The organism is Sphingobium ummariense RL-3, assembly GCF_000447205.1.
GTDB lineage: Bacteria > Pseudomonadota > Alphaproteobacteria > Sphingomonadales > Sphingomonadaceae > Sphingobium > Sphingobium ummariense.
The window spans coordinates 1-22,097 of record NZ_AUWY01000108.1; the positions used below are offsets into that span (position 1 = coordinate 1).

Below are 22,097 nucleotides of genomic sequence, written 5' to 3' on the forward strand. Positions count from 1 at the left end.
CCACCGCAGCCATCTCGGCGCGGCGATCGGCGATGGCGGCGCGGAGCTGGTCGGGCTCGAGCGCCTGGCTCGGGCGCGCGCTGCCCGACGCCAGGCGTGCGGTCACGGTCTTCTGCAGGTCGTCGAGGCTGGCATCGAGCAGGTCGAGCTGCCGGAGCCGGCGTTCTCCATAATAGAGATCGACCCAGGCGAGGGCGGTCTCGAGCCGCACGTTGCGGCCTTCGACCAGCTCGCCCGCCTCGGCGATACCGATATCGGCCGCGGCGCGCGCGGCGCGTGCATGGCGCTTGGCGAGATTGGGGAAGGTCTGGCTGAACCCGATCGTCGCCATAGTGAAATCGTCGCGCGTGAAGCTGCCGGCATTGGGGCCGCTCACCGGGAAGTTCTGCAGGCCCAGGTCGAGCGTCGGATCGGGCAGGCGATCGGCCGCGACCGCCGAAGAGCGGGCGCCGGCTGTCGCCGCCGCGCGCGCCTTGAGGCTTGGCGCGTTGGCGGCAGCGAGCCTCACTGCCTGCTCGTAGGTGAGCGGGCCGGCCGACACCGGCACGGCCCAGGCGCTCGCAAGCGTCGCACCGATAGAGAGCAACAGGCGTCGCACAGCGCGCCTCGGCATCATGATCATGGATATCATCCCCTCATGACAGAGGCGGCGCGCCAAGATGTGACGCGCCGCTCCGGAGCGGGTTTAGCCCTTGTCCGACCTGACTGCGCCGCGCATGCAGTCGGCGGCGCTTGCCTGCATCATCGCGCAATCGCAGCTGGCCATGTCCCGGCTGTCGGGCACCCATATGCGGACACGCGCAGGGCCAGTCGCCCGCGGACCATATTGCGGCGCCGACCGCCATTCCCAATGGCCTTGCGGCGTGCGGCTCGCGTCGGTTGCAAGCGCAGGCGCGGCGAGACTGAGGGCCGCCACAAGGGCGGCCGGAAGCAGTTTGATCATCACGAAAACCTTTGACTGAAAAGAAGGAAACCGGGCGCGCACGCATCGATCGATGCGCGCAGCCCGTGCTCGTTCAATCAGGCAAGGCTGGTGGGAGGATCCGGCTCGGGCGCAACCGCCTTGCCGGTCAATATCGTGTCGGTCGTCCAGAAGCTGGGCGCGTCGTAGAGACGCGCAGGCGCAACGCCGCCTGCCAGGTCCGCTGCGACCAGCGGGATCACGCACCCCATCGCGGCGATGCAATCGAGCGTCAGGCCCTTGCAGGGCTTTTCGCTGGGCGCAGGCTGCTGCTTGGCCATCATCGCCATGCAGTCCGCATCCATGCCCTTGGCCAGCGGCGCGCCTGCCGCCTGCGGCACGCTGTGCGCGGCCGCCATCTGGGCTCCGAAGAGACCGGACAGCGCTCCGATGACGAGCAGGAGGGCGAGCAGGCGTTTCACGGGCCTCGATATCTAGCGGGTTTCGCGGGCGCAGCCAACCAAAGTCTCGCGCCGCGCGGATTTTGAAGTGCTGACGGCTGATTCCGTCAACTCCGCGTCAATAAAGATCCGGCCCGGGGAAGAAGATCGGCTGCGGCCTCTACGTATATCGAGGCTGGACCCGGGACCGTAGTCCCAAGCCTGAAGAGACGCTCTTCCCCTCGGCAAAGTCCGGGCGGTGGCTTACCATCCAAGGAGGTGAATATGGTCAGAAAAACTCTCATGGTCGCGCTTGCCGGCATTTCGATGCTTGCTGCCGTCCCCGCTATGGCCCAGGGCATCGGGCACAGCCTGTTCATGCGCGGCTCGATCGTCGACACGGGCAGCAACGGCACGGTCGTCTGCATCGGCAAGGCCGATGGCGCCGAGGTCGGCCAGAAGCTCGAGGTCTATCGCGTCGTGACCCATCCGGGTCCGTCCAAGGGCGTGGCGCCGACCTATCACCGCCAGCTCGTCGGCCATGTGACGATCGACCATATCTTTGACGATCACTTCGCGCACGTGTCCGTCGCCGACGGCACGCCTGCCAGGCACGACATCGTCGAGCTTCGCAAGAACTGACAAGCCGGTGGCCCGGCGGCACGGGCTGCCCTGCGACGCGTCGGGGCAGCGGGCCGCCGGCGACGAGGAGACCGTTCGGGGTCAAAGCGAAACCGCTTGACCCTGGACCATGGTCCAACCGGCATGATCGAGCGGATGACATGGGCAATTTCAAGATCGGCGAACTGGCCGCGGCCGCAGGCGTGGGGCGGGATACGATCCGCTATTATGAGCGGATGGGCCTGCTGCGCGAGCCCGCGCGCACGGCAGCGGGCTACAGGCTCTACGACGCGACCGACCTCGAGCGCGTCAATTTCATCCGCTCGGCGCAGGAGCTTGGTTTCACACTCGAACAGGCCCGGCAGCTGCTGGCACTCAGGGCGTCGGACACCGCGCATGCCCAGGCCGTGCTCGATATCACGCTTGCCAAGATCGCGGACGCCGAAGCCCGGCTCGAGCGCCTGTCGGATATCCGCGACATGCTGCGGATGCTCGCCGACGAATGCCCGGGCGAAGTGCCGGTCTCCGATTGCCCGATCCTCGCCTTCCTGACGGCGCGGCGGAAAGACCAGCAGCATAACAAGAAACATCAGGCAGCGCAGGACGAACGATCACCACGAGCGAAAGGGGTTTTGTCATGAAGAAAATGCGTTTGATCGCCGTCCTCACGCCGGCGCTGCTTCTAGGCGCCTGTGTGACCACGCGGCCGACCTCGGCGCAGGTCGAGAGTTGCCGGGCGATGGAGGGCAATATGGGTCTCCAGACGCCGCATGATCATGGCGAGATGAAGGGGCAGGGGCGCAACCCGATGAACCTCTCGCACGACCGGTGTCTCCGGATTCTGCGCAGCGCGCAATGAGCCGGTCCGGACGCCAGGGATGGCGCCCGGACACAGTTTTCAAGCCAAGGAGCAAAGCCATGATCGACCATGCGAAGAAAGCCCTTCCACTTGTCGGCGGAAGCCTGTTGCTGGCGCTCGCGCTTTCGGGCTGCGACCGCCAGGCCGACCAGACGGTGCCGCCCGCGGCGAACAGCGTCGCCGCCACCCCGGTCCTGACCGACAGCGGCAACGCTGCAGACGCGGCGCCGATGGACGCGATGAGCAACCAGGCCGAGATGGAGCGGCATCACCGTCAGGCGATGGACCATGACGCGATGCGCGCCGGGGCCGGCAACCAGACCGCGCCGGCACCCGATCCCGCGCCGGGCAATGCGGCGATGCCGATGAAGGATATGTAGGCTCGCACACTAAGGGGATGAGGATGTCCAGGCGGATCAGCCTTCGACGCTTGAGCCTCGGCTGCGCAATCGCTCTCAGCCTGTCCGCGAGCGCGGGCGCGCAGGAGGGCGAGGATCATGCCGCGCATCATGGCGCAGGCATGCCGGCCGGCGGGGGCATGTCCGCACCGGCAGAGCCGGGGTCGTCGGACATGGCGAAGATGATGAACCCCATGATGGATCGCATGATCAATGGGGAAGGGGAGAATGAGCACGGCCACGAATCGCGCCGGACCGGCTTCATCTCGCAGCTGCTCGCCTTTCCCGCGCTTGACGAAGCGGCAAGGCAGCGGGTCGCTGCGCAGGCCGGCGAACGGGTAAGCACGGGTCTGGCGATGATCAACGCCGCCTCGGCCGACGGCGCGCGTGCGACCACGGTCTCGGCCCGGCTCGATGCGGCGCGGCGCCTGCGCGAGGGAACCGACCTGTTCCGCTCCGGCACCGCCGCGCAGGGCGCGATCGGGGGCTTGCAGCCGCCCCGGGAGGTCGGGCTTGCCTGGCTGCGCGATCAGCTCGACATCGACCAGGCCGCGCCCGGCCATGCCGATCACTGGTTCGGCATCTCGCCCTCGCACCTCCTTCTCATGCTGTTCCTGGGGCTGGTGAGCGCCACGCTTATCGCGCTGCAGATCTTCCGCCTGCGGCGGATCGGGGCGATCGCCGGCGGTGTCGCCACCGCCAAGGTTCCAGCAAAGCCGGAGCCGAAGGCTGCCCCTCCCGCTACCAGGGTTGCGCCCGCGCCTGCACCCGTTGCCGACAGCGCCGGGCTCGCGCCGAGCAATGCGGCCGCACCCGCTGGGGCGTCGCTGCGCAAGCCCAAAAGCTGGGCGGGGCAGCTGCGCGTGGTCCAGATCGTGCGAGAGACGCCGAGCGTGCTGACCTTCCGGCTCGCGGACCCGACCGCCGACCGGCTGCCGTTCGACTTCCTGCCGGGCCAGTTCCTGCAGGTCGAGGTAGAGCCCGAAGCGGGCAAGACCGCGCGCCGTTCCTACACGATCGCCTCTTCGCCGACCCAGCGGGCCTATGTCGAACTGACGGTCAAGCGCGAGGAGCAGGGCGTGGTCTCGCGATACCTGCACGACAAGGTCGTCGCCGACGATCTGCTGAAGGTCAGCGGACCGTTCGGCGCCTTCACCTTCACGGGAACGGATGCCCAGAGCATCGTGCTGATCGCGGGCGGGGTCGGCATCACCCCGATGATGTCGGTGCTGCGCTATCTCACCGACACCGCGTGGAAGGGTGATATCTTCTTCTTCTACGGCGCACGGTCGACCGAGGAATTCGTGTTCCGCGACGAGCTCGAGCGGCTCGAACGCCGTTTTCCCAACCTCCATGTCGTCGCCGCGATGCAGCGCGCGCCCGGCACCGTCTGGATGGGCCCCGAAGGGCCGATCACGCGCGAGATGATCCTGGCCGCGGTGCCGGAGATCGCGAGCCGGCGCATCCATATGTGCGGCCCGCCGGCGATGATGGGCGCGATGCGCGGCGTGCTGGCGGAACTCGGCGTCCCCGACGCGCAGCTGCACACCGAGGCGTTCGGTCCGGCCTCGCTGCCGGCCGACCACGAGGATCTCGAGGTCAAGCCCGCGCCCCCGCCAGCGGATAAGCCGGCCCCGAGCGCCGAGGTGGCGCCGAGCACGGTGACCTTCTCCGTGTCGGGGGTGTCGGCGGCCTTGCCCGCGGACGAGACCGTGCTGGAGGCGGCCGAGGGCGCGGGCGTCGAGATCCCCTATGCATGCCGTGCGGGCACATGCGGCGCCTGCGTGGTCAAGCTGCTGCAGGGCGAAGTGACGATGGAGGTCGAATCCGGCCTTGCGCCCGCCGACAAGGCGCAAGGCTATGTGCTCGCGTGCCAGGCGAAGGGGACGGGCACGCCGCTCGTGGTCGAAGCCTGATGCGCGAACGCAGCGACATTGCCGTGGGCCTGCTGGTCGCGTTCCTGCTGCTGTTCCCGTTCGGCTATCTCGTGCATGTGTCGCCCCGCTTTCCGGGTAGCCTGGCCGGCGGGATCATCGGGATCGCAGCGCTCGTGCTGATGCTGCTGACGCTTCCTTATGTCGCGGCCAAGCACATCGCCTGGGTCGACAAGGCGCTCTCCCGGGTCGTCAGCAAGCCAACCCTGCTCGCCATCCACATCTATGCCGGCGTGCTGGCGCCGATCCTGGGTCTGGTCCACGCCGCGCACAAGCTCGAAAGCCCGGTCGGCCTGCTTCTGACCGTCCTCCTGCTGATGACGGTCATCACCGGCTTCATCGGCCGCTACCTGCTTGCCCAGCTTGGTCGGGCGCTGCGCGGACGCAGGTCAGAACTGGCCTCGCTTCGCGCCGCCTTCCTCGAGGAGCCGGCGGCGCCGACGCAGGCCGATACCGCAGCCCCGCCGCTGTCGGGCTGGAAGCGCTATCTGTTCGTCGCCGGGGATGCGTCCGCGGGCCAGCGCCCCCAGGACAAGGCGGGGATCGCCGCAGCGCTGGCCGATACCGAATTCGCGATCCGTGCCGAAGAGGCAACCAACACCCTGTTCGCGCGGTGGCGGTTCCTGCACATCCTGCTGGGCTGTCTCATCTTCGCGCTGCTCGCGCTCCACGTCGGCGCGGCGATCTATTACGGGCTGCGCTGGCTATGAGCTGGCAGCGTCTTTCCTACGCCGTCTTCATCGCAGCCCTGCTGGTGATGGTCGCCGCGGTCGCGATCCGGATGCGATCGGACGCGCCGAGGGATGCCGGCCTGGTGGCGCAGCTCGTCTCGCCCGGCCCGCTCTCGAGCGCGCACCAGTCCTTTGCCGGCCAATGCACGGCCTGCCACACGCCGGGCAAGGGCGTCGAAACCCGGACCTGTCTCACCTGCCATGCGGGCACCAATTTCGGGACGAAGCAGTCGACGCAGTTCCACGCGAAAGCGACGCAGTGCACCTCCTGCCACGTCGAACATGAGGGAGAGCGCGGCATCATCCGCATGGATCACGCCGCGTTGCTCGACATGGCGAAGTGGCGGCAGCCTTTGGCGGGCATGTCGACAAACACTCGAAGCCTGACCCCCGAGACCGCGCTCAATTGCGCGAGCTGCCATGCGTTCCGCGATCCGCACCAGGGCCTGTTCGGCACCGACTGCGCGAGCTGCCACAAGACCGACAGCTGGAAGATCGCCAATTACCGCCATCCATCGGTCAATTCGACGCAGTGCGCCGAGTGCCATAAGGCGCCGCCCAGTCACTTCATGGAGCATTTCAGCATGGTCTCGCAGCGCGCAGCCGGATCGAAGGCGCGCGTCGACCAATGCTATGCCTGTCACGCCACCGACAGCTTCAACAATATCCGCAAGCGAGGCTGGTATGATCACCATTGAGGCCGACTGGCTGAGCGCCTTCTTCCGGCTCGCCGTGATCGGCCTGGAACTGGCGGGCACGCTGACCATCCTGGTCGGCGCGGGGCTCGCAACCTTTCTGTTTGCGCGGCGGGCGAGGGCGGGCGACCGAACCGAGGCCTATAGCACGTTCCGCTCGGCGCTCGGCCGCAGCATCCTGCTCGGCCTGGAATTTCTGGTCGCCGGCGACATCGTCAAGTCGCTGGTGATCAACCCGACGCTCGACGATCTCATCGTGCTGGCCGGGCTTGTGCTGGTGCGGACCTTCCTGAGCATCTCGCTCGGGGTCGAGATCAACGGTCACTGGCCCTGGGAGGAAACCCGGATGGCGCGGGAGAAGGCGCGTGCGGCGTCGGATGGGTCGCCGGCGACGGCTGAGGCCGCCGGATGCGGCACACCGCGCAAGGGATAGCCGATGGAGGGTGCATGATGATCGAGAGACGCGAATTGCTGATGGCGGGCGCCGGCCTTGCCGCCGCCGGAACGCTGGCTGCGCCGGCGGCGGGGCAGCAGCATCGAATGGAAGGGATGGCGATGTCGATGACGGACTGCATCGACGATTGCCTGGCTTCACACCGCATGTGCCTCGAAACCGCCGCCTGGCTGACGAAGCAAAGCAGCGCGCTGGCGAGCGCGTCGTTGATCGCCATGCTGAACGACTGTGCGGAACTGTGCCAGGCGACAGCCAACTCGATGCTGCGGGAATCGGCTCTGCACCGCATCCTGTGCCGCGCCTGCGCCGATGCTTGCGAGCGCTGCGCCGAGGAATGCGGGCGTCATAGCGAGGACCAGCGGATCGCGCGTTGCTCGGCCACCTGCAAGAAATGCGCGGCGAGCTGCCGAATGATGGCGGACATGACCGGCTGACCACCCGCTTCGCATATTACGTATACTGCCGGGTCAGGACCGATACCATCTCAAGGGCAAGCTCCCGGAGGAGCGAGAAACGACCGGATCTGAAGCCGGTCGAACGGAAACCAGACTTGAAGGAATCGATAGTGCGCAAGAAAACGGTAGTTATCACTTCGCTCGCAGCCCTCGGCCTCCTTGCCCTCGGTGCCGGGCCTGTTCTCGCCGATGGCATGCCGTCGGACATGCCGGATCTCGAGGAGACGCTCAAGGCCAAGCCTGCGCCGGCTCAGTCCGGCACGGCCCATATGGAGGGCATGCGGCACGGCAAGGACCAGATGCACGGTGAGATGATGCGAGGCCACCGGATGGCCATGCGGGAATCGGGGAGCCAGGAGGGGGCTTCTGACATGTCGCATCGGTCGGGCGGGGGGTGCTGAACCAAAAGCCCATCAGAGGTCGGTTGATCAAAGCCTCACCATACAAGGCGTTGGTATCGTTTGACCGGGCCGCAACGTTGGTCCGCCGTTTCCCCGGCGGGCCAATTGCGTTTCAGAATAAAGGTCTGCACGAGCTTTAATGCGATGCAGTCATGAATCCGCTGGACCCTTGGACCATGGTTTCGCCCGCAAGATCGCGGGCCTGCCAGTCCTGATCCAGTGCGGATTCGTAACTTACGTATTCAGACCAAAGGGCCAAGCCCGCATGAGGGGTCGGTATGGTCGCGGTCGCAAACGGCGATCGGGCAAGGACTCATCATGCGGAGAACCACAATGCGAAAGACGAAACTTCTAGTCGGCGCGATCGGCTGCCTGGCGACCCTGAACTTCGCTGGCGCGGGTCTGGCGCAATCGGCACCCGCCGCGCCCCAGCACGCCCCTGCGCAGCCGAAGCCATCCACCGCCCATGCCCATCAGCAGGGGATGGATCATGGAGGGCAGCAGATGCACGACCAAATGATGCAGGATCACCAAGCCGGCATGCAGAAGCCGCAAGGCCAGCAGGGCGCTGCGGGCATGGCCGGAATGTCTGGTGGCTCGTCGCAGGGGAGCGGTTCGAGCAAGGCTGGCAAGCCCAAGAGCGGTTGCTGCAAGATGCCGATGAAAAAGGCAAAGCCGGCCGCCAAGAAGAAACCGGCCACGCCTATGGCCGACAAGCCGATGAGCGACATGTGAGGTTTCCAGCCCCGAGAACAGACCCCTGGGGCTGAGGGCCCGCCGCTGCCCCCGCGGCGGGCCTGTTCTTCAAGAGGTGTTCCAAGTTTCTAGGATTTCATAACGAGAAGCAGGCGTCCACCGCGAGAGAGAGGAGCCCGCGATGCGTAAAGCTCCAGGAGTTGGCACCGAGCTGCGGGTCCGCGCTTACGATTAAGAGGTCCGACCAAGCATGGCCGGATCAACTTCAGTGACCTCTGCGCCGCGATTGAATGGCGAGAGCCATTGCCTGCTTAGGCGACGAGATAATCTATGAGCTGATGAGAAAATCATCGGCTTCTTTTGCGTGTCCAGCCTGGCGCTTCGTAAAAACTCTGCCTGATTTTTGTCTGCGGAACTTACTTATAGGCCGTCTCATCAGAAGGCCTACTTCATCAGGCATCGGTAAAGATGGAGACAGGCGATGTTCGAGAAGGCGATCGGGACCATCAATGCTGCGGCGTCCTTCCGACACCGCTATGATAATTTCATCGGTGGTCGATGGAGCGCTCCAGCGAGCGGCGAGTATTTCGCGGACACGAGCCCGATCAATGGCGCCCAGATCGCCGAGTTTGCGCTGTCGACGCCGGAAGATGTCGAGCGCGCGCTCGATGCGGCGCACGCCGCCAAGGATCAATGGGCAAGGATCTCGCCCGCCGACCGCGCCAGGATTCTCAATCGCGTCGCCGACCGGCTCGAGGATAATATGGAGTTGCTGGCGCTTGCCGAGACGATCGACAACGGCAAGCCGATCCGCGAGACGCGCGCTGCCGACGTTCCGCTCGCGATCGACCATTTCCGCTATTTCGCCGGCTGCATCCGGGCCGAGGAAGGCGGGATCTCGACGATCGATGCCGACACCATCGCCTATCATTTTCGCGAGCCGCTTGGCGTCGTCGGCCAGATCATCCCGTGGAACTTCCCGCTGCTGATGGCGGCGTGGAAGATCGCCCCGGCGCTGGCGGCGGGCAACTGCACCGTCATCAAGCCCGCATCCCAGACGCCGCTCACCTTGCTGATGTTCGCCGAGCTCACCGCCGACATCCTGCCGCCCGGCGTGCTCAATGTCGTCACCGGCCCGGGACGGACCGTCGGCCAGGCGATCGCCGCCAATCCGCGCATCGCCAAGGTCTCGTTCACCGGCGAGACCGTCACCGGCAAGCAGATCATGCATGCGGCCGCCGACCATCTGATCCCCCAGACGATGGAGCTTGGCGGCAAGTCGCCCAACATCTTCATGGCGGACGTGCTCGACGAGGACGATGCCTTCTTCGACAAGGCGCTCGAAGGCTTCACGCTGTTCGCGTTCAACAAGGGCGAGGTCTGCACCTGCCCGTCGCGCGCGCTGATCCATGAGTCGATCTTCGATCGCTTCATCGAGCGCGCCGTGGCGCGCGTCGCCGCGATCCGCCAGGGCGATCCGCTCGACCCCTCGGTCCAGGTCGGCGCGCAGGCGTCGGAGGACCAGCTCCACAAGATCCTGGGCTATATCGATATCGGCAAGGCCGAGGGCGCGCAGTGTCTGGTCGGTGGCGCCAAGGCGCTGCCGGGCGGTGCGCTCGACCAGGGCTATTTCGTACAGCCGACCGTGTTCGTGGGTCAGAACCACATGCGCATCTTCCAGGAGGAGATCTTCGGTCCCGTCCTGGCGGTCACCACCTTCAAGACGGTCGAGGAGGCGATCGCACTTGCCAACGACACCGCCTACGGTCTTGGCGCGGGCGTCTGGACCCGGAGCGGCAACACCGCCTACCGTCTGGGCCGCGCGATCGAGGCCGGGCGGGTCTGGACCAACTGCTATCACCAGTACCCCGCCCATGCCGCCTTCGGCGGATACAAGGCGTCGGGCTTCGGGCGTGAAAATCACCGGATGATGCTCGACCATTATCAGCAGACCAAGAACCTGCTCGTCTCCTATGACGAGCACGCGCTCGGCCTGTTCTGACCCCTCGCTCAAAAGGAGAAACGGACATGGCGAAAACCATGAAGGCGGCGGTCGTCCGCGAATTCGGCAAGCCCCTGGTCATCGAGGACGCGCCGATCCCGACGGTCGGCCCCGGGCAGATCCTGGTCAAGATTGCGGCAACCGGCGTGTGCCATACCGACCTGCACGCGGCAGAAGGGGACTGGCCGGTCAAACCCAACCCGCCCTTCATTCCTGGCCATGAAGGCGTCGGGCATGTCGCCGCCGTCGGTGCGGGCGTCACCCATGTGAAGGAAGGCGACCGGGTCGGCGTGCCCTGGCTCTACACCGCCTGCGGGCATTGCGTGCATTGCCTGGGTGGCTGGGAGACGCTTTGCCACGAACAGCAGAACACCGGCTATTCGGTCAATGGCAGCTTTGCCGAATATGTCCTCGCCGATCCCAACTATGTTGGTCACCTTCCCGACAATGTCGACTTCCTCGACATTGCGCCGATCCTCTGCGCGGGCGTCACCGTCTACAAGGGATTGAAGGCCACCGAGGCCCGACCCGGCGAGTGGGTGGTCGTCTCAGGGATCGGCGGGCTCGGCCACATGGCGGTGCAATATGCCCGTGCCATGGGTCTCAATGTGGCCGCGGTCGACATCGACGATAGCAAGCTCGACCTCGCTACACGCCTTGGCGCCACACTGACGGTCAACGCGCACAGCGAGGACCCTTCGGCAGCGCTCAAGAAGGCGATAGGCGGCGCGCACGGAGCGCTCGTCACCGCCGTTTCGCCCAAGGCGTTCCAGCAGGCGCTCGGCATGGTCCGGCGCGGCGGCACGGTCGCGCTCAATGGTCTGCCGCCGGGCGACTTCCCGCTGTCGATCTTCGACACCGTGCTGAACGGCATTACCGTGCGAGGCTCGATCGTCGGCACGCGGCTCGATCTGCTCGAGGCACTGGCGTTCGCCGGCGACGGCAAGGTCAAGGCCACGGTCCATGCAGACAAGCTGGAGAACATCAACGACGTCTTCTCCCGCATGCACCATGGCGACATCGAGGGCCGGATCGTCCTCGACCTCGCCTGAACCCGACTTCGCGAAAGTACAGTTCATGTCTCCCTTACATATCCGGCCGATCGCACGGCGCCGTTTCGTCCAGGGGCTGGCGATCGGCGGCGCGGTTGCCGGCTTCGCCCCGGCGCTTCTCGCGCGATCCGCCCCAGTCTCGCCCGCCGAGCTTAGCGGGACCGAGTTCGACCTCGAGATCGCCGAGCTGCCAGTCAACTTCACCGGCAAACGCCGTATCGCGACCGCCGTGAACGGCAGCGTGCCCGCGCCGGTCCTGCGCCTGCGCGAAGGCGACACGGTCACGCTCCGTGTGCGCAACGGCCTCAAGGAGATGTCGAGCATCCATTGGCACGGCATCATCGTGCCGGCGGAGATGGACGGCGTGCCCGGCATCAGCTTTGCCGGCATCGCGCCGGGCGAGACCTTCACCTATCGCTTCGAGGTCCGCCAGAGCGGAACCTACTGGTATCACGCTCACACGCTCGCCGAGCAGACGGGACTCTATGGAGCGATCATCGTGGAGCCGAAACAGGCGCCGGCGGCGCGGGCGCCCGATCGCGACTATTGCATCGTGCTCAGCGACTGGTCGGACGAGCCGCCGCTGCAGATCTTCCTCAATCTCAAGAAGCAGAGCAGCTACTATAATTTTGCGCAGCCGACAGCCGGCGACTTCCTCAAGGATGTCGGCGCCATGGGCCTTGGGAAGGCGCTCGAGCGGCGGCGGATGTGGAACAGCTCGCGGATGAACCCGACCGACTACAGCGATGTCTCTGCCGCGACCTACACCTATCTGATGAACGGCGCGCCGCCCGCCGGCAACTGGACCGGTATCGCCGCGCCCGGCGAACGCGTGCGCCTGCGCTTCGTCGGCGCGGGGACGGCGACGTTCTTCGACGTGCGGATCCCGGGGGTCGAGCTGACGGTCGTATCGGCCGACGGGCAGCCGGTCGAGCCGGTCACGGTCGAGGAATTCCGGATCGGCCCGGGCGAGACCTATGACGTCGAGTTCACCATGCCCGAGGGCGGCGCCCGCACCATCTTCGCGCAGGCGATCGATCGGAGCGGCTATGCCCGCGGCACGATCGCACCGGCTCCGGGCATGGCGGCAGCCGTGCCGCCGCTCGATGCCCGGACCTGGCTCGAGCCGGTCGACATGATGGGCGCGATGGCGACGATGGGCGCAATGGGAGGCGACGCGCATGCCGGGCACGGCATGACCGAGATGCCGGCCAGGGCACAGCACGCCCGCACCGAATATGGCGCCAATACCGACATGCGCGTCGACTATCCCCGCACCAATCTGGACGATCCCGGCGCCGGGCTGCGCGGGCGCGGCTGGCGCGTGCTGACGCTGGCCGATCTGCGCACGCCGGGCGGCGATCCCGACCCGCGCGAGCCCGAGCGCGACATCGAGCTGCATCTGACGGGCAATATGGAACGGTTCATCTGGTCGCTCGACGGCATCAAGCTCAACGATTCCCGGCCGCTGCATTTCAAGCCGAACGAGCGGCTGCGCGTCACCTTCGTCAACGACACGATGATGGCGCATCCGATGCATCTGCACGGCATGTGGAGCGATGTCGAAGGCCCGGACGGCGCCTTCCAGGTCCGCAAGCATACGGTCGTGGTCCAGCCCGCCCAGCGGGTGAGCTTCCGCGTCACCGCCGACGCCATGGGCCGATGGGCCTTCCACTGCCATCTGCTCTATCACATGGCGGCCGGCATGTTCCGGGAGGTGGTGGTCGCATGATCCGGATTATCCCCTCGCGCGGCATTGCTCTTGGCGTTGCCCTCTTCCTGGCGCCGGCGATCACGGCTCCCGCCCTCGCGCAGGATGCCTTGCCCCCGTCGCCCGCCGCCACCCCTGCCCAAACGGCCACTCCCGATCCAAACTCACCTTCCGCGCAAGGCTCTCAGGAGCATGCGGGCATGGACATGCCGGGCATGGATATGACCGACACGAAGGCGTCCGGTAACGGCGCCACGATGGACATGGGCTCGATGCAGGGTGGCAAGGCCCCGCCGGACGCGCGCAACTCGGACGATTATGCCGACGGCTATCGCAACTCGACGCTGCCGGGCTATGAGATGGCCGACAAGCTCTCGATCCCCAAGATACTTGTGGATGAGCTCGAGTTCACCAGCGGCAACGAGGGTCAGGGCGTGGGCTGGACCGTGCTCGTCACCAAGGGTCAGGACAATGACAAGCTCTGGCTGCGCAGCCAGGGGCTCAAGAACTCCCGCGACCAACGTCTCGATCCGGAGAGCAGCGTCGAGGCGCTGTGGTGGCACAGCAAGAACCCGTTCTGGGGCACGCTGCTCGGGGTCAGGCAGGATCTCGGCAAGGGTGCGACCACCTGGCTCGCCGCCGGCGTCGAGGGACTGGCGCCCTATTGGTTCGACGTCCAGCTCACCGGCTATGTAGGAACCGATGGGCGTCTCGCGGCGCGCGCCAAGGCCTCCTATGAGGTCCTGTTCACCAATCGGTTGATCCTTACGCCGCAGGTGGAAACCAATATCTATTCGAAGCGGTCGAGCGATCGGCAGCTCGGCAGCGGCTTCAGCAATGTCGAGCTGAGCGGACGGTTGCGCTACGAGGTGTCGCGCAAGTTCGCGCCCTATATCGGCTTCGTCTGGGAGCGCGCATTTGACGGCACGGCCGATTTCCGTCGCCTGCGCAGGGAAGGGCCTTCCGAACACAGGCTGGTGATCGGCTTGCGCGCCTGGTGGTGATCCGCGGATGGCCACTCGAGGGATCGACCGCGAACGCGCCGCGTGACAAGGCCCCTGTGCATTATTTGGACACAGATTCACGGTAGGCAAGCTTGAGGGGCGTCAGCGCCAGCTTTCCTTCCAGGGTTCGCGTAACGCGAGCCGTCCCGGCTACGCAAAAAGGCCGGCGCAACGGCCGGCCATAGTTTTGGGAGAGGATGCCTGAAAGGCACCATGATGCTGCGCTTGCGAGCAGGTTTGTGCAAGTGCAAAATTCGCAGGTCCCGGCTATAAACCCGCGCATTGGCGCCTGTCAGAGGGCCAGCTTGTCTTTCACCGCTTTCGCAGGCGCGAAAGTGAGTTTTCGGGCGGCCTTGATCGTGATGGTCTCGCCGGTCGCGGGATTGCGGCCTTCGCGTTCGGGCGTGTCCTTCACCTTGAACTTGCCGAACCCGTGCAACGACACGTCTTCACCCTGCGATGCGGCTTCGACGACGGCGCCGAGGAGGGTGTCGATGAATTTGCGAGCGTCGGCCTTGGTGATGCCATGCTCGTCGGCGAGCCTCGCCACGAGATCGGGATTAGCCATGTCTTGTTCCTTTTTGCTGAGTGGAAAGGGCGGGCGAACTATCTTGGTCGGGCCGACCCGTCACCGGCGCAGATCCTCGATGCCGAGTTCCTGCCAGATCCAGGTGAAATCGTAGGTCGCCATCGGATCATTGGTGTCGGCCTGCCGCCCGCTGAGATTTTCGAGATGCTTGAGCCATGTGGCGAGCCGGTCACGTCCGGCCTTGCTGCGGGCGCATTGACGCGGCGTCTTGTCATCGAGCATCGGGACGGGCTCGTCGAGGAGGGCCCGGTACTGACGATCGAGCATGCCATGGACCAGTGGAGTGGCGACTTCGACTGGAATGTCCGGTGCCGGCTCCGATGTGGTTCGCCCCTCCTGCCGCGCGGCCATGGCCTGTTCGATCGTCTCGATCTCGGTCAGAGGTGTGGCGACCAGGCCCCCAAGAGCCTGGTCGACGAGCGCGATCCCTCGTTCCGCACGTTCGGCCGAGGTGACGGCCAGGATGAGGGCACGGCCCTTGAGTTCGAGATTGCCGAGCACCGGCGTGCCGTCGGCCATCGATACGCCCCACGCCATCTGGCCGGTGCCCTTCTTGTCTGGGACCGGCTTCGCTCCGAGCCAGTTCCAGAAGTGGGAGGTTTCCCGCTGCAAGGCTGGCACCGTATCGAGGCGCTCTCCGATGAGAGCTTGCGTCGTACCTCGCGCGAGCGGGAAACGGACGCGATGAAAGATGACCTCTTCGCCGTCGGCATTGTGCAGTGTGGGAATGGTCGTGGGTTCCAGAGCCTTGGGCAGGATATCGAACAGCCAGACCATCGAAATGAGCGGGGACAGGTCGCGCAGCTGATCATCACCAATGGCGAGTTTCGCGTGTGGCCCGCGCTTGCCTTGCCCCAGGCGCAATGCCTCGAGAAGGGAATTGGTGGCTTCCGCAGTGAAGGACAGCAGACCGCCAGCCAGTATCATGTGCCCACTCACCGGAATGATACGCGCACCGATCCTGTCCCATGGCCCCAGCGTCTTCGAGGCGGTGCGCTCGCGGACTTGAACCGGCTCGCCGCCCCGGATCAGATCGCGCGCGAGGAAGCCGACGCCAGGCTCGATCGCGCTGACTTCGTAGACGCTCATGACGGAGGTGCGCAGCGCGCGCATGTAGATCTTGTTGGGGCCGCCCTCGTTCCATCCGCGGCGCTTGAGGTACTCGTCCACGAGGTTGCGACCATCCGGCTCGAAGACGCGGGTCGCCAGATCCTCGAACGCACAGCCCCACAGGGTCATGGCCCAGTGCTCGCCGATGATGTCGGGCAATTCGTCGGAATCAATGTCGAACTGCGTCAGTGCCGTCCCCAGATGATCGTCGAGCGCATCGTGCAGATCGTCGGCCCATTCGGGCCGTGTCGCGAACTTCATCAGCCCGGTCAGGTCATGGCCGCGTTTCATGCCGGTAGCTCCATGGTCTGCCGGTGCGCGGCGACGATGCGCGAAACGGTCGGTTCGCTGACATGGTAGAGCCGCGCCATTTCGGCGCCTGACTTTCGCCCGGAGATGACGGACTCCGCGATCTCGCTCCGTTGCTTGTCGCCGAGCTTGCGTCGGCGCCCGCCAATGCGCCCCTCGGCCCGCGCCTGGGCGAGACCGGCGCTGGTGCGCTCGCGGATCATCGCGCGTTCGAACTCGGCGAAGCTCCCCACCATCTGCATCATCATGCGGCCTGCGGCCGTCGTGGTGTCGATCGCCTCGGTCAACGAACGGAAACCTGCGCCTGCCGTCTCGATCCGTTCCATGATGTGCAGCAGGTCCTTGAGGCTGCGCGACAGCCGGTCCAGTTTCCACACGACAACGACGTCATCGTCCCGCAGCTGCCCGATCATCTCCAGCAGCTTCGGCCGGTCCCAGCGCCCGCCACTGGCGGTCTCCTCGAACACCCGCTTGCAACCAACCGCGTCGAGCGCCCGGCGCTGTGCAGCATTCGACTGCTCGTCGCCTTTCGACACGCGGGCATAGCCGATCAGATAGGGTACCCTGGTCAAATCCCGCCTTTCATAAACGACCGTATCCGGAGGTCTTCACGGCACGAACGGATTCTCGCGCCCTTCCGTCTTTCACAATCCTCTTTCAGAATTGTATTGAAAGGCAAGCGGTTTTTGGAGGTTCGCAAGTGCCCGGACGCATTCCGATGACGACGCGGCAGCGCGCCGCCCTGCTGGCGTTGCCCGAAGACGAGGCGGTGATCGTGAAGCACCATAGCCTGTCCGACGATGACATGGCCGCAGTCGGAACCGCGCGAACCCCTGCAACCCGGCTCGGCTATGCCCTGCAGCTTTGCTGCCTGCGGTATCCGGGCCGGCATCTGCGTCATGGCGAACTGCTGCCAGCACTCATGCTCGACCATATTGCCGAACAGGTCGGAGTGGATGCGGGCGTCATCGCTGATTTCGCGAGACGCATGCCCACACGCTACGATCAACTCGCCGCGATCAAGACGCGGTTTGGCTTCAGCGACCTGAGCCGGCCACGCCGTGCGGAATTGATGATGTGGCTGAAAGGTGAGGCTGCGACCACCATCGACGGGCGCGAACTGCTGGACCGGTTCCTGGACGAGATGCGCGCCCGCCGCATCGTCATTCCCGGTATCAGCGTCGTGGAACGCATGACGGCCGAGGCGATGCATCATGCTGAAACGGACATCGTGGCCGCAGTCGACGGCAGCCTCGCACCCGAAATCCGTCAGCATCTCGACATGCTCATCGATGACAAGGTCCATGACCGGCAAAGCCGACTGTCCTGGCTGCGTGAACCGGAACCGCGTGTAACAGCCGGCTCGCTCATAGAAATCATCGAAAAGGTCGTCATGATCCGCAGGACCGGTGTGTCGGCATTGTCGATCGATCCCCGCGCCACACCGCGCCTGGCGCAATTTGCCCGGGAAGGCGTTCGTTATACAGCGCAGGCTTTCCAGCAGATGCGTCCCGCCCGCAGGCGAGTGGTGCTTCTCGCGACGCTGCGTGAGTTGGAAGCAACGCTCACCGATACCGCGATCGATATGTTTGGCGCGCTGGTCGGGCGCTCTCATCTCCGTGCCCGCAAACGGCTCGAGCAGCGGGTGGCCGTTTCCGGTCGCGAAGGGCGCGAACGGTTGCTGCGCATCGCCAGGATTCTGGAAGCAATGAGCCAAGCGAAACGAACTGGCGGCGATATCGCCGCGGCGGTCAGCGCCGTGGCATCCTTCGATACGATCGACGCGGACGCCGCGATCATCCGACGCACCGCCACACCGCACAGGGATGAGGTTCTGGATGAGATTGCGGCCGAATACCGCACTTTCAAGCGGACGGGGCCGCTGTTCGTGCGTGCTTTCGATTTCCAGGGCCGAGCGGGCGTGCAGGAGTTGCGCGAGGCGATGGCCATCCTTGCCGATCTCGACGGAGACTGGCGTAAGCCGTTGCCTGCCGGCGTACCGCTCGGTCACATCGAACGACGCTGGCGCCGGTATGTCATGACGCCCGGCGGGATCGATCGCGCCCATTGGGAGTTGGCGACCTACAGCGCCCTCGCCAACGCCCTGGCGTCGGGTGGGATGTGGGTGCCGACAGCCCGCATCCATCGCTCGCTCGGCGTGCTGCTCGCCCCGTCAGCTGCCAATGCCGTGCCGAAACAGGAATTCTCGCTCGGCGATCCGCATGCCTGGCTCGAGGAGAGAGCGGCACGGCTCGACGACACCCTGCGCGATGTCGCCAGCAATCTCGACAAGCGCGACCCCGCGCTCTTCGCCGGAGAACGGCTGCGGTTTCCGAAAGAGCCGGCCAAAGAGGCCGGCGAGGACGAAGGCCGGCAACTCGCGCTCGCCTGTTACGGTATGGTGCCCGCGACCCGGATCACCGACGTATTGTCACAGGTCGAGCGCTGGACCGGGTTCATCTCGCACTTCGGTCATGTCTCGACGGGCCTGCCGCCCTCCGACGAACATGCCTTCCTCGCCACACTGATCGCCGAGGCAACGAACCTCGGCCTGTCCCGCATGGCGGAAGTCTGCGGCGTGGCTTCCCGGCGCGTCCTCTTGCGCATGCAGACGTGGCATATGCGCGAAGAGACGTTCCGCGCCGCGCTCGCCTGCCTGACCGACGCCATCCATGTCGAGCCGCTCGCCGCCTGGTTCGGGCCAGGGCATCGTGCCTCGGCCGACGGCCAGGCTTATTATCTCGGTGGGCCTGGTGAAGCCGGCGGGACGATCAACGCGCATTACGGGCGCGACCCGGTGGTCAAGATCTACACCACTATCACCGACCGATATGCGCCACTCCATCAGACGGTGATCGCTGGCACGGCAGGCGAGGCCATCCACGCGCTCGACGGCATTCTCGGCCACGACAGCAGCGCCGACCTCACCGCCTTGCACACCGATGGAGGAGGAGTATCCGATATCGTGTTCGCCGTCATGCACCTGCTCGGTTTAGACTTCGAGCCCCGCATTCCACGCCTGTCGGACCGGCGGCTCTATGGTTTCGAGCCGGCACGGCGTTATGGCCGGCTCGCGCCCCTGTTCGGGCGCCGCCTCAGCCGTGACCTGATCATCAGCCACTGGGAAGAGATCACCGAGGTGATAGGAGCGATGCGAGACCGCACCGTTACACCATCGCTGATCCTGAAGAAGCTGTCCGCTTACCGGCAACAGAACAGTCTCGCGGCCGCGCTCCGCGAGGTCGGACGGATCGAGCGCACGTTGTTCACGCTGCGATGGTTTGAAGACCGTGATCTTCGCCGCACCGTCACCGCCGAATTGAACAAGGGCGAGGCACGCAACAGCCTGGCCCGGGCCGTCGCCTTCCATCGCCTCGGTCGCTTCCGTGACCGAGGCCTGGAGAACCAGCAGACCCGTGCGGCTGCCCTCAACCTCGTCACCGCCGCCATCATCCTGTTCAACTGCCGCTATCTCGGTCGCGCCATCGGTGAATTGCGACGCCGGGGTAGGGCGATCGACCCGGCCATGTTGTCCCGAATGTCGCCACTGGGATGGGACCGGATCAATCTCACCGGCGATTACATCTGGTCCGACCGCCTCGACCTCGATGCCGAAGGCCTCATGCCCCTGCTCATCAAACCGTGAATCTGTGTCCGAATAATGTACAGGGGCCGACAAGGCTGGATCGCAAGCCAACGGTCGCTGGCCGGCCTCCTTTTTCGTCTTGTTGCTCGCGGCGGCTGCGGCGTCGGCGGGACAGACGGCCATTCTCGCCTTCCTTCCGGCACTGGTCGACCCGGCTCGTGGCGCGCTATCGTCAAGCGCTCATGATTTTCACGTCGCGAGCCTGACTGCGGTCCATCCCCTGGCAGCCTTGCTGGCGGCGCCGCTCTGGGGCTGGATCGCGGACCGGGTCGACTATCGGGCGATGTTGCGCGCAGCGCTGGTCATCCTCGCGCTGGTGACCGCGCCGATCGGCCTCGTCGGGTTGCCTGAGCTTTATGCATTGCGTCTGGTGGCGGGGATGGCGTCGGCCGCCATCATACCGTTGGGCTTGCTCTGCGCGAGCTTTGCCGCAAGCGGGCGCGCGGACCAGGCGCGCCGCTTCACCTGGCTGACCGCCTTCGTGTTTCTGGGCGATCTCGCCGGTCCGCTGGTGGCGGAGGTCTCGGCCGCGATCCTGCCCCGCGCTCCCCTCATGATCCTCGCTCTCGGCATCGGTGCCGTCGGGGCGGCGCTTTGCGCCGTGCGTCTGCCGCGCTGGTGTGCACCTTGCATCGATGGCGGAGACCTGCCCGCGCCTACGCTCGGCGCGACGTTGATCCTGCTTTTTATCACGATCGTCGCGGGCGGCGGGCTGGCGGCGATGCATGTCAATCTCCTGGTGACGCGGAGCGCCATTTCGCTGAGCCGCGAAGAGATCGCCTGGATGCTCAGTCTCTGCGGATTGGGCATGCTGGCGGCACAGATCTTCCATGCAAAGCTGGATTGGCTGGTCACTGTGCCGAGGCGGCTTGCCGGATTGACGCTGGGCCTGCTGGCTGTGGCACTTTTCATGTTTCCTGTCGCCGCGAGTATGGCCGAGCTCAGTGGGATCATCGTTGCTGCCGGCTGGAGCTCGGCAACCCTTCGATTGGTCACCAGCTTCTGGATCAGCGGCGGCGGGGCCCCTTCAGGCGTGAAGCTCGGTTTCCAGCATTCCGCCGCCAGCATCGGGCAGGCGCTCGCGCCGCTGGCGATAGCCATCGTCGCTCCCGGGGCGCAGCCGCTCGTTCTGTGGGGGATTGGTGGTCTATCGCTAGCGCTGCTTGTGTCCCTGCCGCTAGCCTGGAGGCCGCCCGCCATCGTAAAATCATCTGCGTGATGAGGGGAGGGGCGCATTGATGCGTATAGAAAAGAAGGGGCCTCTGCCCCATGCTTATCGTTCTTCCGGGAGTCATTTCATGAAGACCCGCCTATTCGTCGCCTTGCTGTTCCTCGCCATGCCCGGCGTAGCGCTTGCGGCCAGTGATATCGTCGTCCACCGGGATCCGGGATGTGGATGTTGCGAGAAGTGGGCGCAGGCCGTGCGCGCGAAGCTGGGACGCAAGGTCGTCATGCGTGACGATGCGTCGCGCAGCGAGCTTCAGCGCAAGGCCGGCATGCCCCGGACGCTGGCATCTTGCCACAGCGCGATCGTCGATGGCTATATGATCGAGGGCCATGTCCCGATATCCGACGTCAAGCGCTTGCTGGCGACCCGTCCTGCGGGCGTCAAAGGCATTGCGGTTGCGGGGATGCCGATCGGTTCGGAGGGCATGGAAGTGGCAGGCGCTGCCCGCCAACCCTATACGGTGGTGGCCTTCGGCAGCGCCGGTCAGCGAATTTTCGCCCGCCATTGATATCGCGCGGTTTGCAGCATCCTGCAGAATTGCCCGGTGGTAGAGGACCCCGCTGTCGAGTGTAGAACCTTGTGTCAAGCGAGCTGATGGCGTCCCTACCCCTACCTACACTGAAAAAGCAACGATTTGTCTTGTAAGTTGTTCGCGGTCGTCTCCCTGATTTGCCTGAATTTGGCCCAAAATGTGGGAACGATTGTGGGACCGTTTGCCCACCGAAAGTGTGAGAACGGCCCCAACATTCCCGATCAGGGCCCCGAACCGATGGCACTCACAGCATTGAAGGTGAAAAACGCGAAGCCCGGTCGCCATGTCGATAGCCGGGGCTTTGCCTGATTGCACTTTGCGTTCGCTTG

The 22,097-nt window shown here is 65.5% G+C and carries 25 protein-coding genes; 18 read left to right on the forward strand and 7 right to left on the reverse strand.

Annotation, left to right across the window (positions count from 1 at the left end):
* The 3 genes from M529_RS39825 to M529_RS39835 all read right to left on the reverse strand — a co-directional run.
* On the reverse strand, positions 1-622 hold a 622-nt coding region (locus M529_RS39825), incomplete at its 3' end, for a TolC family protein (protein ID WP_021318847.1).
* 63 nt (positions 623-685) lie between these two features.
* Positions 686-943 (reverse strand): hypothetical protein, encoded by a 258-nt coding sequence (locus M529_RS39830; protein ID WP_007683334.1) that lies wholly within the window; start codon positions 941-943, stop codon positions 686-688.
* A 77-nt stretch (positions 944-1,020) separates the two neighbouring features.
* Complete coding sequence (locus M529_RS39835; RefSeq protein WP_007406428.1) at positions 1,021-1,383, reverse strand: hypothetical protein; 363 nt, start codon at positions 1,381-1,383, stop codon at positions 1,021-1,023.
* A 261-nt stretch (positions 1,384-1,644) separates the two neighbouring features.
* On the opposite strand from M529_RS39835, the gene M529_RS39840 reads away from it, so the two are divergent.
* The 10 genes from M529_RS39840 to M529_RS39885 all read left to right on the forward strand — a co-directional run bounded on the left by M529_RS39840 (position 1,645) and on the right by M529_RS39885 (position 7,889).
* Positions 1,645-1,983, forward strand: coding sequence for a hypothetical protein (locus tag M529_RS39840; RefSeq protein ID WP_007406371.1), 339 nt, complete (start codon positions 1,645-1,647; stop codon positions 1,981-1,983).
* Positions 1,984-2,123: 140 nt separating this feature from the next.
* Complete coding sequence (locus M529_RS39845; RefSeq protein WP_007406417.1) at positions 2,124-2,603, forward strand: heavy metal-responsive transcriptional regulator; 480 nt, start codon at positions 2,124-2,126, stop codon at positions 2,601-2,603.
* Positions 2,600-2,821 carry a hypothetical protein gene (locus M529_RS39850; protein ID WP_007406426.1) on the forward strand — a complete coding sequence of 74 codons (222 nt, stop codon included), beginning with the start codon at positions 2,600-2,602 and terminating at the stop codon, positions 2,819-2,821. The genes M529_RS39845 and M529_RS39850 overlap by 4 nt, the downstream gene beginning before the upstream one ends.
* 59 nt (positions 2,822-2,880) lie before the next feature.
* Positions 2,881-3,201, forward strand: coding sequence for a hypothetical protein (locus M529_RS39855; RefSeq protein ID WP_007406382.1), 321 nt, complete (start codon positions 2,881-2,883; stop codon positions 3,199-3,201).
* Positions 3,202-3,224: 23 nt separating this feature from the next.
* A complete protein-coding gene (locus M529_RS39860; protein WP_013039106.1) occupies positions 3,225-5,135 on the forward strand; it encodes a 2Fe-2S iron-sulfur cluster-binding protein in 1,911 nt (636 codons plus the stop codon).
* Positions 5,135-5,863: a hypothetical protein gene (locus M529_RS39865; protein ID WP_007406424.1), complete on the forward strand. Its 729-nt coding sequence runs from the start codon at positions 5,135-5,137 to the stop codon at positions 5,861-5,863. Before M529_RS39860 ends, M529_RS39865 begins: the two co-directional genes overlap by 1 nt.
* Complete coding sequence (locus M529_RS39870) at positions 5,860-6,582, forward strand: hypothetical protein (protein WP_021318848.1); 723 nt, start codon at positions 5,860-5,862, stop codon at positions 6,580-6,582. The genes M529_RS39865 and M529_RS39870 overlap by 4 nt, the downstream gene beginning before the upstream one ends.
* Positions 6,569-7,012, forward strand: a complete 444-nt coding sequence (locus M529_RS39875; RefSeq protein ID WP_007683337.1) for a DUF1622 domain-containing protein — start codon at positions 6,569-6,571, stop codon at positions 7,010-7,012. Before M529_RS39870 ends, M529_RS39875 begins: the two co-directional genes overlap by 14 nt.
* Positions 7,013-7,026: 14 nt before the next feature.
* Entirely contained in the window at positions 7,027-7,467 is a 441-nt protein-coding gene (locus M529_RS39880; RefSeq protein WP_007683338.1) for a four-helix bundle copper-binding protein, read from the forward strand.
* A gap of 131 nt (positions 7,468-7,598) precedes the next feature.
* Positions 7,599-7,889: a hypothetical protein gene (locus M529_RS39885; protein WP_013039105.1), complete on the forward strand. Its 291-nt coding sequence runs from the start codon at positions 7,599-7,601 to the stop codon at positions 7,887-7,889.
* A gap of 351 nt (positions 7,890-8,240) precedes the next feature.
* On the opposite strand, the gene M529_RS39890 is transcribed toward M529_RS39885, so the two are convergent.
* Complete coding sequence (locus tag M529_RS39890) at positions 8,241-8,405, reverse strand: hypothetical protein (RefSeq protein WP_236617705.1); 165 nt, start codon at positions 8,403-8,405, stop codon at positions 8,241-8,243.
* Here M529_RS39890 and M529_RS39895 point away from each other — a divergent pair, their 5' ends adjacent.
* The 5 genes from M529_RS39895 to M529_RS39915 all read left to right on the forward strand — a co-directional run bounded on the left by M529_RS39895 (position 8,406) and on the right by M529_RS39915 (position 14,354).
* Positions 8,406-8,624, forward strand: coding sequence for a hypothetical protein (locus M529_RS39895; protein WP_236617702.1), 219 nt, complete (start codon positions 8,406-8,408; stop codon positions 8,622-8,624).
* Positions 8,625-9,066: 442 nt separating this feature from the next.
* Complete coding sequence (locus M529_RS39900) at positions 9,067-10,587, forward strand: aldehyde dehydrogenase family protein (protein ID WP_007683341.1); 1,521 nt, start codon at positions 9,067-9,069, stop codon at positions 10,585-10,587.
* 26 nt (positions 10,588-10,613) lie between these two features.
* Positions 10,614-11,639, forward strand: a complete 1,026-nt coding sequence (gene adhP, locus M529_RS39905; RefSeq protein ID WP_007683342.1) for an alcohol dehydrogenase AdhP — start codon at positions 10,614-10,616, stop codon at positions 11,637-11,639.
* Positions 11,640-11,664: 25 nt separating this feature from the next.
* Positions 11,665-13,371 (forward strand): copper resistance system multicopper oxidase, encoded by a 1,707-nt coding sequence (locus tag M529_RS39910; RefSeq protein ID WP_007683343.1) that lies wholly within the window; start codon positions 11,665-11,667, stop codon positions 13,369-13,371.
* The gene (locus M529_RS39915) at positions 13,368-14,354 is read left to right on the forward strand and encodes a copper resistance protein B (RefSeq protein WP_009823975.1); all 987 of its coding nucleotides are present in this window, start codon (positions 13,368-13,370) and stop codon (positions 14,352-14,354) included. The genes M529_RS39910 and M529_RS39915 overlap by 4 nt, the downstream gene beginning before the upstream one ends.
* 292 nt (positions 14,355-14,646) lie before the next feature.
* Here the strand turns inward: M529_RS39915 and M529_RS39920 are convergent, their stop codons facing one another.
* Genes M529_RS39920 through M529_RS39930 form a run of 3 tightly spaced genes read right to left on the reverse strand, consistent with a single transcriptional unit; the run spans position 14,647 to position 16,934 of the window.
* On the reverse strand, positions 14,647-14,922 hold the full coding sequence (locus M529_RS39920; protein ID WP_021318849.1) for an HU family DNA-binding protein: 276 nt from the start codon (positions 14,920-14,922) through the stop codon (positions 14,647-14,649).
* 60 nt (positions 14,923-14,982) lie between these two features.
* A complete protein-coding gene (locus tag M529_RS39925; RefSeq protein WP_021318850.1) occupies positions 14,983-16,344 on the reverse strand; it encodes a hypothetical protein in 1,362 nt (453 codons plus the stop codon).
* A complete protein-coding gene (locus tag M529_RS39930; protein WP_021318851.1) occupies positions 16,341-16,934 on the reverse strand; it encodes a recombinase family protein in 594 nt (197 codons plus the stop codon). Before M529_RS39930 ends, M529_RS39925 begins: the two co-directional genes overlap by 4 nt.
* 146 nt (positions 16,935-17,080) lie before the next feature.
* Here M529_RS39930 and M529_RS39935 point away from each other — a divergent pair, with 146 nt between their 5' ends.
* From M529_RS39935 to M529_RS39945, 3 genes are all read left to right on the forward strand, one after another.
* Entirely contained in the window at positions 17,081-20,008 is a 2,928-nt protein-coding gene (locus tag M529_RS39935; protein ID WP_021318852.1) for a Tn3 family transposase, read from the forward strand.
* A 79-nt stretch (positions 20,009-20,087) separates the two neighbouring features.
* On the forward strand, positions 20,088-21,227 hold the full coding sequence (locus M529_RS39940) for an MFS transporter (protein WP_021318853.1): 1,140 nt from the start codon (positions 20,088-20,090) through the stop codon (positions 21,225-21,227).
* A gap of 79 nt (positions 21,228-21,306) precedes the next feature.
* Complete coding sequence (locus tag M529_RS39945; protein WP_007683347.1) at positions 21,307-21,744, forward strand: DUF411 domain-containing protein; 438 nt, start codon at positions 21,307-21,309, stop codon at positions 21,742-21,744.
* Positions 21,745-22,097 lie beyond the last annotated feature (353 nt).

Excerpts from the sequence above, each read along its gene's own strand:
- M529_RS39900 (WP_007683341.1), top strand. The coding sequence starts at position 9,067 with ATGTTCGAGAAGGCGATCGGGACCATCAATGCTGCGGCGTCCTTCCGA.
- M529_RS39840 (WP_007406371.1), top strand. The coding sequence starts at position 1,645 with ATGGTCGCGCTTGCCGGCATTTCGATGCTTGCTGCCGTCCCCGCTATG.
- adhP (WP_007683342.1), top strand. The coding sequence starts at position 10,614 with ATGGCGAAAACCATGAAGGCGGCGGTCGTCCGCGAATTCGGCAAGCCC.
- M529_RS39920 (WP_021318849.1), bottom strand. The coding sequence starts at position 14,922 with ATGGCTAATCCCGATCTCGTGGCGAGGCTCGCCGACGAGCATGGCATC.
- M529_RS39945 (WP_007683347.1), top strand. The coding sequence starts at position 21,307 with ATGAAGACCCGCCTATTCGTCGCCTTGCTGTTCCTCGCCATGCCCGGC.
- M529_RS39870 (WP_021318848.1), top strand. The coding sequence starts at position 5,860 with ATGAGCTGGCAGCGTCTTTCCTACGCCGTCTTCATCGCAGCCCTGCTG.
- M529_RS39855 (WP_007406382.1), top strand. The coding sequence starts at position 2,881 with ATGATCGACCATGCGAAGAAAGCCCTTCCACTTGTCGGCGGAAGCCTG.
- M529_RS39915 (WP_009823975.1), top strand. The coding sequence starts at position 13,368 with ATGATCCGGATTATCCCCTCGCGCGGCATTGCTCTTGGCGTTGCCCTC.
- M529_RS39925 (WP_021318850.1), bottom strand. The coding sequence starts at position 16,344 with ATGAAACGCGGCCATGACCTGACCGGGCTGATGAAGTTCGCGACACGG.
- M529_RS39935 (WP_021318852.1), top strand. The coding sequence starts at position 17,081 with ATGACGACGCGGCAGCGCGCCGCCCTGCTGGCGTTGCCCGAAGACGAG.
- M529_RS39910 (WP_007683343.1), top strand. The coding sequence starts at position 11,665 with ATGTCTCCCTTACATATCCGGCCGATCGCACGGCGCCGTTTCGTCCAG.
- M529_RS39875 (WP_007683337.1), top strand. The coding sequence starts at position 6,569 with ATGATCACCATTGAGGCCGACTGGCTGAGCGCCTTCTTCCGGCTCGCC.
- M529_RS39830 (WP_007683334.1), bottom strand. The coding sequence starts at position 943 with ATGATCAAACTGCTTCCGGCCGCCCTTGTGGCGGCCCTCAGTCTCGCC.
- M529_RS39865 (WP_007406424.1), top strand. The coding sequence starts at position 5,135 with ATGCGCGAACGCAGCGACATTGCCGTGGGCCTGCTGGTCGCGTTCCTG.
- M529_RS39850 (WP_007406426.1), top strand. The coding sequence starts at position 2,600 with ATGAAGAAAATGCGTTTGATCGCCGTCCTCACGCCGGCGCTGCTTCTA.
- M529_RS39895 (WP_236617702.1), top strand. The coding sequence starts at position 8,406 with ATGATGCAGGATCACCAAGCCGGCATGCAGAAGCCGCAAGGCCAGCAG.
- M529_RS39860 (WP_013039106.1), top strand. The coding sequence starts at position 3,225 with ATGTCCAGGCGGATCAGCCTTCGACGCTTGAGCCTCGGCTGCGCAATC.
- M529_RS39880 (WP_007683338.1), top strand. The coding sequence starts at position 7,027 with ATGATGATCGAGAGACGCGAATTGCTGATGGCGGGCGCCGGCCTTGCC.
- M529_RS39845 (WP_007406417.1), top strand. The coding sequence starts at position 2,124 with ATGGGCAATTTCAAGATCGGCGAACTGGCCGCGGCCGCAGGCGTGGGG.